The sequence below is a fragment of the Sphingomonas sp. PAMC 26617 genome (assembly GCF_000242835.1).
Classification (GTDB): Bacteria; Pseudomonadota; Alphaproteobacteria; order Sphingomonadales; family Sphingomonadaceae; genus Sphingomonas.
Genome location: NZ_JH594425.1, coordinates 4180504 through 4192880, shown reverse-complemented (window position 1 = coordinate 4192880; position 12377 = coordinate 4180504). Strand labels below are relative to the sequence as shown.

Annotated in this window: 12 protein-coding genes; 3 read left to right on the top strand and 9 right to left on the bottom strand. The window is 67.8% G+C overall.

Annotation, left to right across the window (positions count from 1 at the left end; genetic code table 11):
* Nucleotides 1–57: 57 nt before the first annotated feature.
* From RH91_RS18750 to RH91_RS18740, 3 genes are all read left to right on the top strand, one after another.
* On the top strand, nt 58–597 hold the full coding sequence (locus RH91_RS18750) for a glycoside hydrolase family 108 protein (RefSeq protein WP_010164712.1): 540 nt from the start codon (nt 58–60) through the stop codon (nt 595–597).
* A gap of 17 nt (nt 598–614) precedes the next feature.
* Nucleotides 615–1028 (top strand): holin family protein, encoded by a 414-nt coding sequence (locus tag RH91_RS18745; RefSeq protein WP_010164711.1) that lies wholly within the window; start codon nt 615–617, stop codon nt 1026–1028.
* A 104-nt stretch (nt 1029–1132) separates the two neighbouring features.
* Complete coding sequence (locus RH91_RS18740) at nt 1133–3043, top strand: S9 family peptidase (protein WP_010164710.1); 1911 nt, start codon at nt 1133–1135, stop codon at nt 3041–3043.
* A gap of 39 nt (nt 3044–3082) precedes the next feature.
* On the opposite strand, the gene RH91_RS18735 is transcribed toward RH91_RS18740, so the two are convergent.
* The 9 genes from RH91_RS18735 to RH91_RS18695 all read right to left on the bottom strand — a co-directional run bounded on the left by RH91_RS18735 (nt 3083) and on the right by RH91_RS18695 (nt 12172).
* A complete protein-coding gene (locus RH91_RS18735) occupies nt 3083–4045 on the bottom strand; it encodes a cell wall hydrolase (RefSeq protein ID WP_010164709.1) in 963 nt (320 codons plus the stop codon).
* A 157-nt stretch (nt 4046–4202) separates the two neighbouring features.
* Nucleotides 4203–7028, bottom strand: coding sequence for a M16 family metallopeptidase (locus RH91_RS18730; RefSeq protein WP_010164708.1), 2826 nt, complete (start codon nt 7026–7028; stop codon nt 4203–4205).
* A 233-nt stretch (nt 7029–7261) separates the two neighbouring features.
* The gene (locus RH91_RS18725; RefSeq protein WP_010164707.1) at nt 7262–7450 is read right to left on the bottom strand and encodes a hypothetical protein; all 189 of its coding nucleotides are present in this window, start codon (nt 7448–7450) and stop codon (nt 7262–7264) included.
* A 9-nt stretch (nt 7451–7459) separates the two neighbouring features.
* The gene (gene tgt, locus RH91_RS18720; protein ID WP_010164706.1) at nt 7460–8611 is read right to left on the bottom strand and encodes a tRNA guanosine(34) transglycosylase Tgt; all 1152 of its coding nucleotides are present in this window, start codon (nt 8609–8611) and stop codon (nt 7460–7462) included.
* Between the two features lie 202 nt (nt 8612–8813).
* Nucleotides 8814–9494, bottom strand: a complete 681-nt coding sequence (locus RH91_RS18715) for a DUF1013 domain-containing protein (protein WP_010164704.1) — start codon at nt 9492–9494, stop codon at nt 8814–8816.
* A gap of 107 nt (nt 9495–9601) precedes the next feature.
* On the bottom strand, nt 9602–9910 hold the full coding sequence (locus tag RH91_RS18710) for a type II toxin-antitoxin system RelE/ParE family toxin (RefSeq protein WP_051116701.1): 309 nt from the start codon (nt 9908–9910) through the stop codon (nt 9602–9604).
* Between the two features lie 14 nt (nt 9911–9924).
* Nucleotides 9925–10167, bottom strand: a complete 243-nt coding sequence (locus tag RH91_RS18705; RefSeq protein ID WP_010164699.1) for a type II toxin-antitoxin system ParD family antitoxin — start codon at nt 10165–10167, stop codon at nt 9925–9927.
* Nucleotides 10168–10226: 59 nt separating this feature from the next.
* Nucleotides 10227–11264: a glycosyltransferase family 4 protein gene (locus RH91_RS18700; protein WP_010164698.1), complete on the bottom strand. Its 1038-nt coding sequence runs from the start codon at nt 11262–11264 to the stop codon at nt 10227–10229.
* A gap of 5 nt (nt 11265–11269) precedes the next feature.
* Nucleotides 11270–12172: a UDP-2,3-diacylglucosamine diphosphatase gene (locus tag RH91_RS18695; protein WP_010164697.1), complete on the bottom strand. Its 903-nt coding sequence runs from the start codon at nt 12170–12172 to the stop codon at nt 11270–11272.
* Nucleotides 12173–12377 lie beyond the last annotated feature (205 nt).

Here is a 12377-nt window from a genome sequence, read left to right as displayed (position 1 = left end):
ACCTGTCCTACACGAACCGTATAGGTTACCCGATTCGTCAGGAACGGGAGGGCTGGGATGACGGTCGAGACGCTGATCGATGCGGTGCTGGCGCGTGAGGGCGGCTATGTCGATCACCCGGCGGACCGCGGCGGCGAGACGCGGTTCGGCATCACCGCGGCGGTGGCGCGTGCGAATGGCTATGACGGCGCGATGCGTGCCTTTCCGGTCGCGAAGGCGCGGGAGATTTACCGGCGGCTGTATTGGGAACAGCCACGGTTCGGCGCGGTGGATCGGCTTGCCCCGACGGTTGCGGCGATCCTGTTCGACACGGCGGTGAACATGGGGCCGGCGGTCGCGACCGGGTTTCTCCAGCGTGCGTTGAACGCGCTCAATCGCGGTGCGCGCGACTATGCCGACGTCGCGCTGGACGGGGTGATCGGCGCGGCGACGCTCGCCGCGGTGACGGGGTTTCTCGCCAGGCGCGGGGCGGCGGGGGAGGCGGTGCTGGGCAAGGCGATCGAGGCGCTGCGCGGCGAACGCTATGTCGCGCTGGCGGAGCGACGACCCGCCGACGAGGCCTTTCTGTACGGTTGGCTCGACAACCGGATCGGTTAACAAACGGGAGCGGAACAATGGGATTGCTGGACGGTATCATCGGCCCGATCGCGGGGATCATCGACAAGATCATCCCAGACCCCAAGACGCGCGACGAGGCAAAGCTGAAACTGCTCGAGCTGCAGGGGAGCCAGGACCTCGATCAGGTAAAGGCGCAGATGGCGGCGATCCTCGCCGAGGCGCAAAGCCCCGACCCGTGGACGAGCCGCGCGCGGCCGAGCTTCCTGTACGTGATGTATGCGCTGCTGCTGTGGGCGATTCCGATGGGGTTGATCGCGGCGGTGCAACCGCAGATGGCCAAGGATATCGCAGCGGGGATGAACGCCTATCTCGCCGGAATTCCCGAGCCGCTCTACGCGCTCTTCGGGACGGGGTATCTAGGCTATACCGCCGCCCGATCCTGGGGAAAGGCGCGGGGCACGGACAAATAGGCGTTCGAGCGCGCACCCGCGCGCACGGGGCGGTCGCCCGGGTGACGGATTGCCTAGGGACTTCAGTGTGCTATCCAACTCCATCACACGCCTGGAGTTGCCCGATGCGCCTTGTCCTTGCCCTGTTGCTTGCCGCCACCGCCACCCCAGCGCTCGCGGCCCCGCCGCCGGTGCATGGCTATGGCAGCCTGGCGATTTCCGCGCAGGGCGACCGGGTCGCGACGGTCGAGAGCACCAGCCCGTTCGGCAAGGGTACGATCACGCTGCGCAGCGTCCGCGACGGCAAGGTGCTACGCAGTTTCGATCCGTGCGCGAAGGCGTGTTCGCTGTCCGGCCTGACCTTCGCGCCCGACGGGACGCTCGCCTGGCTCGCGCGCGACCGCGCGGCGGGGACGGTGACGCTCGCGGTCGACCAGAATGGGAAAGCGCGGACGATCGCGACGATCAAGGGCATCGCGCAGACGCCCCGGTTCGCGCCTGACGGCAAGCGGATCGCGGTGCTGGTGACGATCGGCGCGGCCAAGGAAGCCGGCGCGGCGCAGGCGGGGGTTCGCCAGATCGGAGAGATCGGCGAGAAGAGCGACGAGCAGCGGCTCGCGGTGTTCGACCTTGGTGGCGCGCCAGTGGCGGCGGACGCGGTCAAGCCGGTGTCGCCGGCGGATCGCTATATCTACGAATATGACTGGACGCCGGACGGGACGGGGTTCGTCGTCACCTCGGCGCTCGGCAATGGCGACAACAATTGGTGGGTCGCGACGCTGGATGCGGTCGATGCGACGACGGGCACGGTGCGCACGATCGCCAAGCCGACGACACAGCTCAATTTCCCGCGCGTGTCGCCGGACGGCAAGACGGTCGCCTTTATCGGGGGGCTGATGAGCGATTTCGGCTCGGTCGGCGGGGATGTGTGGACCGTGCCGTTCGCGGGGGGCACGCCGCGCAATATCACCCCGACCGCGCGTCTGACGGTGACCTCGCTCGCGTGGACCGCGGGCACGATCCGCGGAACGGCGCTTCGCGGCGACCAGGCCGGGCTGGTGACGGTGGGCGAACGCGGCGACGGGTTCGGCTGGTCGCGACCGGCGAGCCTGTCGGCGGGGGACGCCAAGGCGGCGTGGAGCGCGGATGGCCGCACCGTCGCGACCGTCGCGCAGGATTTCACGCATGCGCCCGCGATCTTCGCGGGGCCAGTCGCTGCGCCGGTGCAGATCACGCATGACAATGACGCGATCCCCGCGGTCATGACCGCGCGGTCGATCAGCTGGAAGAACGAGGGCTTCACCGCGCAGGGCTGGCTGCTCGCGCCGATCGGCGCGGATCCGGCGAAGAAGGCACCGATGGTCACGATCGTCCACGGCGGTCCGTCGGCGGCGAACACGCCGTCGTTCGGCGGCGGCTATGGCGACCTGCTCGACGCGGGCTATTATGTGTTCCTGCCCAATCCGCGCGGCAGCTACGGCCAGGGCGAGGCGTTCACCGCCGCCAACAAGCGTGACTTCGGCGGCGGCGATCTGCGCGACATCCTGACCGGGATCGACGCGGTCGAGAAGGTCGCGCCGGTGGACGATTCGCGGCTCGGGCTGACCGGCGGGAGCTATGGCGGGTTCATGGCGATGTGGGCGAACACGCAGACCAACCGCTTCAAGGCGATCGTCGCGGGGGCGGGGCTGTCCAACTGGGTCAGCTATTACGGCACCAACGGGATCGACCAGTGGATGCTGCCGTTCTTCGGCAAGACGCTGTACCAGGACCGAAAGGCGTATGAGGACGTCTCCGCGGTCAATTTCATCAACCGCGCGAAGACGCCGACCTTCATCTATGTCGGCGAGCGCGACATCGAGGTGCCGCCGACCCAGTCGATCGAATATTGGCACGGGTTGAAGGACCAGGGTGTGCCGACGTCGCTGGTGATCTACCCCGAGGAAGGCCACGGCATCCGCGCGCCCGTGAACTATGCGGATCTGCGCAAGCGGACGGTGGCGTGGTTCGACCGGTATCTGAAGCCGGCACAATAACGCAGGCGTAGGCACCCGGCCCCTCCCCGGGGCGGGCCGCTACCGCAACGGTTTGCCCGAGTCCTTCCACTTATCGAGAATATCGGATGCTTCAGGCAGGCCGTATTCGGGTTCGGGTGCGCTATGCTGCGCAGGTTTTTCAGGTGCCGCGACAGGGGCGGCAGCGGGGCGCGGCGCGGGAAGGGCGATCGCGGCCAACGGTGCAGCCGGTTGCAGCGGCCCCGGCACGGGCTCTCCGCCGGCATAGCGCTGGTGGAACGCCGCCGCCGTCCCGCCAGCCCCCTGCCAGCGATGGAACAGATGCGCGCCGACCGCCGCGGTTAGCACGAGGCTGCGGTTCCAGGTCGGGGTGACCGCATAGCTGTGATAATGCGTCGCCAGCCCGACATCGCGCATCACCACCCCGTTGAGCGCCCCCGCCGCCACGCCGAGCGCGCGCGACCATGCCGCCTGATCGGGCATCCCCCGCGCAAGCGCCCCGTCGCAGGCGAAGCTGAACTGGCAATGCGCGACGTCCGACCCCTGATAGACGACGCCGCACACCGTGGCCGGGAAGGCGGGATGGCGGACGCGGTTGAGGATCACCTGCGCGACCGCACGCTGCCCCGCGACGGGTTCGCCGCCCGCTTCGTAATAGATCGCGGCAGTGAGGCATTGCAGCGCCCGCCCGCGGTCGGTCGCGGTCGCGTGCGCCAGCGAGAAGGGCGCAGCGGGGTGGACCGAGGCGTCGGTCCCGAGCAGGCGCGCGAGCAGCGGCAGCGTGGGGGGCGGGATCGCACCGGGTGCATCTTCCGCGTAGAAATAGGCGGCACCGGGAAAATGATCCTCTCGGTCGAAGCCGCCCGGCGCGGGGTCGGAGAGCGCCGCCTTGCGCGCCTGGTCGAGGATCGCTTGTACCGCCGGGTACAGGCAGAGCAGGACGGCGACCACCGCGAGCGCAACGAGAACCTCGCGCGGACGCGGCCAGAGCTTGTGGCGGGTCAGGAAGGCACGTGGGGTCACCGGCTGGCTAGTAACGCAACCGGGTTACCAGGGTGCTGACAGACACCATCGGTTCGTTTCAATCTCCCCCGTAAAGGGGCGGTGTGTGCAACCCGTATTGCCGGGATCGCTGCCCGCCGTCACCCACTTCCGGCCCGGGTGACGGCGGGCGGGGCGATCAGCGGAGCGCCGCGCTTTCCAGCTTGAGCGCGCCCGCCGGGATCACCTCGACTTGCGGATACGCCTTGCGCAGCGGATCGATGAAGTCCTTCGCATCACCGACCACAACGACGCTCGCGCGCGCCGGGTCGAGTTCCGCCGCCGCCGCGGCCTGCACGGCCGCCGGGTCGACCGCCGCGACCTTGGCGACATAGGCACCGAGTTCGCTGAGCGGCACGCCCTGCACGACATAGCCGCCGACCGTCCCTGCGATCCCGCCGGTCGTCTCGGTCGCGCGGCCGAAGTTGCCGACGAGCACCGCCTTGCGCGTTTCCAGTTCGGCGGGCGTGACCGCTTCCGCGCCGAGACGTTTCATTTCGGACAGGATGATCGAGACCGTCTCGGGTGCGGACGGGTTCTTGGTCGAGGTACGGCCCGCGACCAGACCGGGCTGCCGGCCCGCCTGGAGCGAACTGCCCGCGCCATAGGCAAGGCCGCGCTTGATGCGGATTTCCTGGTTGAGCCGTGACGAGAAGCCGCCGCCGAGGATCGTGTTGGCGACTGCGGTCGGATAATATCGCGCATCGCTCCGCGCGAGGCCGGGGCGTGCGACGACCACGCCCGCTTGCCCCGCGCCCGGCATGTCGACGACGACGACGCGCGGCTTGGGATAGCTCTGGGTCGGGACGGTGGCGGGTTTCGTCGCGACCGTCCGCCACGTGCCGAACGCGGCTTCCGCGAGCGGCTTGGCCTGCGCCGGGGTGATGTCGCCGACGAGCACGAGGGCGGCCTGTTTCGGGGCCCAGGTCGCGGCATAGGCGGCGCGAATGTCCTTCTCGCCAATCGCCTTGAGTGACGCGGGCGTGCCCTCGAGCGGATGGCCATAGGCCGACGATCCCAGCGCGGTGCGCGCGGCGACGAGGCCGGCGAGCTGGCTCGGGTTCTTCTGCGCGACCTGAACGCCGTCGATCGCCTGCGCGCGGGCGCGCTCGATCTCGTCTGGCTTGAACGCAGGGTTGCGCGCGACGTCGGCGAGGATGCCGAGCGCGGGCGCGGCCTGATCCGCCTTGACCGTGATGTCGATCGTCGAGCCGTCCCAGCTCGCATCGCTCGAGATCGCGCCGCCGAGCGTCTCGATCTGCTGCGCGATGTCGGTCGCGCTGCGGGTCGCGGTGCCCTTGGTCAGCAGCGTCGCCGCGAGGCTGTTGACGCCGGGGAGCGCGGCGGGATCGTTTGCGCCGCCGCCCTGGCCGACGAGCAAGGCGGTCATCAGCGGCAGATCGTGCTTTTCGACGACGACGACGCGCAGGCCGTTGGCGAGCGCGAATTCGACCGGTCTTGGGGTGGTCGCCGGGATCGTTGCAGCAGGCGCGGGGGGTGCGATCCGCTCGGCGGCGCTCGCCGGCGTGACGATCTGGACGTCGGGCGGGGTGACGAGCTGTTGCGCGACGACCGTAGGCGCGACTGCGATCGTGTCGCCCTTGGCGCCGTTCGCGCTTTCGGCGGGGAGGTAGTGAATCGTCGCGGCGCGACTGTCCTGCAGATACTTGCGCGCGACGCGCTGGACGTCGGCGGCGGTGACGCGGTCGATCTCGGCAAGCTGCCGGTCGGCAGCGTGCGGGTCGCCGTCGATGATCGTCGCCTGCGCGATCGTGCGGCCCTTGCCCTCGGCGGTCTCGCGCCCGAGCAGTTCGGCGGTGACGATCTGGTTCTTGGCCTTGGCGAGTTCCGCCGGGGTGACCGCGGTGTCACGCATCCGCGCGATCTCGCGGCGCAGCGCGGCCTCGCCGGTCGCGACGTCCTTGCCGCCCGCCATGATCGCGATCACCGCGAGGTTGCCCGGGCCTTGCTTGACGTCGAGATAGGTCTCCGCCGATTGCGCGAGCTGGTCGCGGTAGACGAGGCTCTCGTACAGCCGCGAGCTTTCGCCCTGCGACAGGATCGTGTTGAGCACCGCGAGCGGGGCGCTGTCGGGGTCGCGATCGGCGGGGATCGGGTAGCTGATCAGGACCGCGGGGAGCGGGGTGTTCGCCTCATAGACCGTGCGGCTGACGGCTTGCGTGCGCGGCGGTTCGGTCGTGGTGACGCGCGGGATCGCGCGGGTCGGGCGTTTGATCTTCGCGAAATACTGGTCGACCCACTGGTTGAGCTGCGCGGGGTCGAAATTGCCCGACACCACCAGCACTGCATTGTCGGGGCGGTAGAAGGTTGCGTGGAACGCGCGAACGTCATCGATCTGCGCGCTGTCGAGATTGTCGATGCTGCCGATCGTCCCGCGCGCATAGGGGTGGCGGGTGTAGCTGATCGCGGGGAAATACAGCGAGAACAGCTTGCCGTACGGCCGCGCGTTGGTGTTCTGGCGGAGTTCCTCCTTCACCACGTCGCGCTCGGAGGCGAAGCTCTTGGGCTCGACCACCAGGCTCGCCATCCGGTCGGCCTCGGCGAACAGCAGCCGCTGGAGGTGGTTGGCGGGGATCGTCTCGTGATATTCGGTGTAGTCGTCGTTGGTCGAGGCGTTGTTGTTGCCGCCGACGTCCTCGGTCAGCCGGTCCATCTGTTCGGACACGAGGTTGCGCGTCGCCTTGAACATGAGATGTTCGAACATGTGCGCGAAACCCGAGCGGCCGGCGGGGTCGTCCTTCGAGCCGACGTCATACCACATCTGGACCGACACGTTGGGGGTGCTGGTGTCGCGGATCGCATAGACGCGCAGGCCATTGGCGAGCGTGCGCTCGGTGAAGGCGATCGGCTTGACCGCGGGGGCAGGGGCGGTTGATTGCGCCTGCGCGAGCGTTGCGGGGAGCAGGGCGGCGCCCAGCAGGAGGGCGGCACGGGACAGACGCATGGGGGAAACTCCGGCGGGCAGATCAATGCACTACTGTGTTGCCGGGGGGTGTGGTGTGTCAATCGTACGGGCGTGCGTCGCTTCTTCCTCTTCCGCTTCCCCGGCGAAGGCCGGGGCCCAAGAGCGGAGGTTTTTGCAAACGGGCGCGGCGCCCGACACCTCAGGTTTCACTACTGGGCCCCGGCCTTCGCCGGGGAAGCGGTGTAATGGAAAGCGATCGTTACGCCACCCCGTCAGGGTTTGCTGCGATCCCGGTTGGTATACATCAGCACCGCCGCCAGCGCGGCCGAGCCTACGCCCACGCCGATTGCGATCGGCACCAGCGGCCAGCTGTCCTTGACTGCGCTCTTCGCCGCTTCGGCGGCATCGCGGACTCGCTTGTGGTCGCGAGCTGCCGCTTCGATTTCGTTGATTTCAGCCATGATTCCCTCTCACTCCGACGTCGGTCCCTGCGAAGACCGGTATGCCTCCCGAAAAGCGTCGGCAAAGCCCTTGAGCCGTCCGTCCGTTATCGCTGCGCGAAGGTCCGCCATCAACCCCTGATAGAACCACAGATTATGTTCGGTCATCAGCATCGCGCCGAGGATCTCCTGCGACCGCACGAGATGATGGATGTACGCGCGCGACCACGTGCCGCAGACCGGACAGCCACAGGCCGGATCGAGCGGACCCTGGTCCTCGGCGAACTTCGCGTTGCGCAGGTTGATCGGGCCCTGACGCGTGAACGCCTGGCCGGTGCGGCCCGAGCGGGTCGGCATCACGCAATCGAACATGTCGATCCCGCGCTCGACCGCGCCGACGATGTCGTCTGGCTTGCCGACGCCCATCAGGTAGCGCGGCTTGTCGACCGGGAGTTGGTCCGGCGCGAAGTCGAGGCAGCCGAACATCGCTTCCTGTCCTTCGCCGACCGCGAGCCCGCCGACCGCATAGCCATCGAACCCAATGTCGATCAGCGCGCCCGCGCTGTCGGCGCGGAGCGTCTGGTCGAGCGCGCCCTGCTGGATGCCGAAGATCGCCGCGCCCTCGGCATGTGCGCCGCCGCCGTCGAACGCATCGCGCGACCGCTTCGCCCAGCGCATCGAGCGCGCCATCGCGGCGGCCTGGACTTCGGGCGTGGAGGTGGTGGGGACGAGTTCGTCGAACGCCATCACGATGTCCGAGCCGAGCAGCCGCTGGATCTCGATCGAGCGTTCGGGGCTGAGGGTGTGGCGCGTGCCGTCGAGGTGCGACTTGAAGGTCACGCCGTTTTCGTCGCGCTTGGTCAGGTCGCTGAGGCTCATCACCTGATAGCCGCCGCTGTCGGTGAGGATCGGGCGGTCCCAGCCCATGAAGTCGTGCAGGCCACCGAGCCGCGCGACGCGTTCCGCGCCGGGGCGGAGCATGAGGTGATAGGTGTTGCCGAGGATGATGTCGGCGCCTGCTGCACGGACGTCGGCGGGTTTGACCGCCTTGACGGTGGCGGCGGTGCCGACCGGCATGAAGGCTGGCGTGCGGATCGTGCCGCGGCGCATCGCGATTTCGCCGGTGCGCGCCTTGCCGTCGGTCGCGGCGATGGTGAAGGCGAAACGGGGGGAAGTGGTCATTCGAGTTCCTGCCGGGTGGCGGCGGTGGCGGGCCAAAATCCCCCGCGCCGCACCTTCCCCATTCCGTCATTCCCGCGAAGGCGGGAATCCATACTGGCTACCGTCTGTCGTCACGGGTGAGGCCAGCCAGTATGGATCCCCGCCTACGCGGGGATGACGGCCTATTGTGTGGCGGGCCCGCCCAACGGCAGTGGTCCGGTCCTTACCGCTTGAACAGCGTCTCGGCGGTCGGCTCGGCGCGGGTCGGGACTTCGCCGTGCTCGGCGGCTTCGGTATCGCGCGCAAGCTGATCGCGGTTGGCGCGCAGTTCGGAGATGAGCGCCTCGCGATCCCCCTCGAGCCGTGTGTCGACCGGTGCCTCGATCCCGGCGGCCTTGGCGGCCTTGCCGACTGCCGCGTCGAGCTCGCGCTGCGTCGTCAGGCCGAGCGTCACCGGATCCTTCGGGGTGATGTTGGCGATGTTCCAGTGGCTGCGGTCGCGGATTGCCGCGATCGTCGTGCGGGTCGTGCCGATCAGGGTGCTGATCGCGCCGTCGGTGATTTCCGGGTGGTTGCGGATGATCCACGAAATGCCGTCGGGCTTGTCCGAGCGCTTCGACACCGGCGTGTAGCGCGGGCCCTTGGTGCGGCGGACCTGCTCGGGGCCCTTGAGGATCTGCAGACGATAGTCGGCATTCGCCTGGCCCTTGTCGATCTCGACCTGCGTCAGCTCGTGCGCGCGGATCGGGTCGCGGCCGGTCAGCTTGGTGGCGGCGGTATCGTCCGCGATCGCCTGGATCTCGAGGATGTGGAGACCGCAGAAGTCCGCGATCTGCTCGAAACTGAGCGCGGTATTGTCGACGAGCCACGATGCGGTGGCATGGGGCATGAGCGGCTGGGCCATGCGGCGAACTCCTTCAGAAACGGAAAGGGCCGCCCCTTTCGGAGCGGCCACTTGTGCTGACGTTGCATGTACGCCGGTTGCGCGGGAGTGGCAAGCGCGGTTGCGGGCTATTGCGTGGGGGTGGAACTGTCGGCGAAGTGCGCGACCGCGTCGCGGCTTGCATCGAGGATATTGACGATCTGGACCGTGTCCCCGCTGTATCGGAAGTAGACGATGTACCGTTTGTGCGGCGTGCTGCGGAGGTCCGGCGCGAGGTCCGGGCGCGCGGTGCCGAGCGTTCCCGGCAGTGCGGCGACCCGTCGGCAGTGATCGAGGAGCGCCGCCACGAAGCTCCTGGTAGTAGCGTCCGTCCCGGCTTCGGCGATGTACAAAAAGATACGCTCGACGTCGTCGGACGCAGCGGCGGAAACCTCCAGTTTGCGGTCGGTGTTCAGCGGACGGCTGCGCGATCGGCGATCACCGCGTCGATCCGTGCCATCACCTCCTCCGCACTATGGGATCCGCCCCGGGCGATCGACGCCTCGATCGTTTCGCGCAGCGCCTTCATCTTCTGTTCGCGTTCTTCGACCAGCCGCAGGCCTTCGCGCATCACCGCGTCGGCCGAGGCATAGCGGCCTTCCGCGACGATCGATTCGATGAAGGATTCCCAGCGTGGGCCGATCGATACGTTCACGTGTCTTCCTTCCCGTCGGTGTCGGCGCTGTCGCAATTTAAGCTATCGGCGGGATCGCCTCAAGCCGCGATCGCCTCCGGGTGGTTGACCGGGACCAGCGCGTTCAGGAACTGCCGCGCGCTTGCCGCCCAGGTGAAGCTCTGCCCGTAGGCAGCGCAATCGGCCCGGCTCAGGGTCAGCGCCCTGGCGATCGCGACGTCGAGATCGTCGTCCATCGCACCGACCGTGGGCTTGAGCACGTCGATCGGCCCGGTCACCGGATAGGCGGCGATCGGCACGCCGCACGCCATTGCCTCGATCATCACGAGGCCGAAGGTGTCGGTCTTGCTCGGGAAGACGAAGACGTCGGCGGCGGCATAAGAGGCGGCGAGGTCGTGCCCGAAGCGCGGGCCCAGGAAATGCGCGTCCGGGTATTTCGCGGCAAGCGTCGCGCGCGCCGGGCCGTCGCCGACGATCACCTTCACGCCCGGATGCGCGGCGGTGAGGAACGCCTCGATGTTCTTCTCGACCGCGACGCGCCCGACATACAGCTGGATCGGACCCTTGCTGCCCTCCGCTAGCGCGCGGATCGCGGGATCGGGCGCGACGTCGCTGCCGAAGGTCGACAGATCGACTCCGCGACCCCAGTGCCGCACGCGCGTCAGGTCATGTGCCTTGAGCGTCGCGGCGATCGACGGGGTGGAGGCGAGGATCGACTGCGCGGGCCAGTGGAACCAGCGGATGTAGCGCCACACCCATTCGGGGTTCACCCCCGTGCGCGCCGAGACATAGTCCGGGAATTGCGTGTGATAGGCGGTGGTGAACGGAAACCCGCGCGACAGGCACCAGCGCCGCGCCGCAAGACACACTGGCCCCTCGGTCGCGAGATGGATCGCATTCGGCGCAAAATCGGCGAGCATCTTGCCGACCGCGGCAGTGCGCGCGAAGGCGAGGCGGATCTCGGGGTAGGTCGGGCAGGGCATCGAATAGAACAGGTCGGGCGAGACGATCAGCACGTCATGCCCCTGCTTGACGAGTTCTGCGCGGACCGCCTGCAGCGTGCGCACCACGCCATTGACCTGCGGGCTCCACGCATCGGTGACGATCGCGATGCGCACCGGCGTCAGGCTGCCAGCTGCGCGATCTTCGCGCTTGGGCGGGCCGTTTCCCGTGCAGCAATCTCGTCCGCCCAATGCAGCAGCTCCATACGACCGTCGAAATGTTCGACCAGGGCGGTACAGCCTTCCACCCAGTCGCCATCGTTATAATAAGCGATTCCGTTGATATCGCGAAATTCGGCGGTGTGAATATGGCCGCAGACGACTCCATCGACCCCGCGCGACCCCGCGGCCTGCGCGATCACCTCTTCGTAATTCGAAATGAACTCGACTGCGTTTTTCACTTTCGCCTTCGCATGCTTGGAGAGCGACCAATAGGGCATGTTGAAATAGCGTCGATACGCATTGACCCATCGATTGAGCGCCATCAGCATATTGTACGCTACGTCGCCGACGTGCGCCAGCCAGCGGTGTGCGAGCGTGATCGCGTCGAATTCGTCGCCGTGCAGGACGAGCAGGCGGCGTCCGTCCGCGGTCTCGTGGATCGCATTGCGGCGGATCGCGACACCGCCGAAGTCGAGCCCGGTGAACTGGCGCATCACTTCGTCATGGTTGCCGGGGATATAGATCACCTCGGTCCCGCGCTTGGCGCGCTTGAGGAGCCGCCACACCACGTCGTTGTGCGCGGCGGGCCAGTAGAATTTCTTCTTGAGCCGCCAGCCGTCGATGATGTCGCCGACCAGGTACATCCGCTCGCTGTCGACGTGGTCGAGGAAGTCGATCAGCATCTCGGCATTGCAGCCGCGCGTGCCGAGATGAATGTCCGAAATCCAGATCGTGCGATACTTGCGGCGCGCGTCGATCGGCCGCTCGGGAATGACCGGATGCGAATTGGCGAAATCGGCGAAGTCGGCGATCGTGCCCTGGCCGGCCAGACCCTCGAGCGCGATTTTCGTTACTGCGTCCATCGTCTGGCATCCCGGAAAGCCTCTGGATGACCTCGGTCTATGACAAGCTATTGTTACAATCGGAGGGATGGGGGTTCATCCAACTGTCACGTGGGTGGGGTGGGTTGCACCTTTAAAGCCCCTCCCCTTCAGGGGAGGGGTTGGGGGTGGGGCGGTGCCTCGCAGAGAGGTTGGTTCTGCTGGACGGCCCCACCCCAAACCCCTC

Bases quoted from the DNA above. Each gene is read 5' to 3' on its own strand.
- RH91_RS18750 (WP_010164712.1), top strand. From the start codon at position 58: ATGACGGTCGAGACGCTGATCGATGCGGTGCTGGCGCGTGAGGGCGGC.
- RH91_RS18745 (WP_010164711.1), top strand. From the start codon at position 615: ATGGGATTGCTGGACGGTATCATCGGCCCGATCGCGGGGATCATCGAC.
- tgt (WP_010164706.1), bottom strand. From the start codon at position 8,611: ATGACCACTTCCCCCCGTTTCGCCTTCACCATCGCCGCGACCGACGGC.
- RH91_RS18730 (WP_010164708.1), bottom strand. From the start codon at position 7,028: ATGCGTCTGTCCCGTGCCGCCCTCCTGCTGGGCGCCGCCCTGCTCCCC.
- RH91_RS18740 (WP_010164710.1), top strand. From the start codon at position 1,133: ATGCGCCTTGTCCTTGCCCTGTTGCTTGCCGCCACCGCCACCCCAGCG.
- RH91_RS18725 (WP_010164707.1), bottom strand. From the start codon at position 7,450: ATGGCTGAAATCAACGAAATCGAAGCGGCAGCTCGCGACCACAAGCGA.
- RH91_RS18715 (WP_010164704.1), bottom strand. From the start codon at position 9,494: ATGGCCCAGCCGCTCATGCCCCATGCCACCGCATCGTGGCTCGTCGAC.
- RH91_RS18695 (WP_010164697.1), bottom strand. From the start codon at position 12,172: ATGGACGCAGTAACGAAAATCGCGCTCGAGGGTCTGGCCGGCCAGGGC.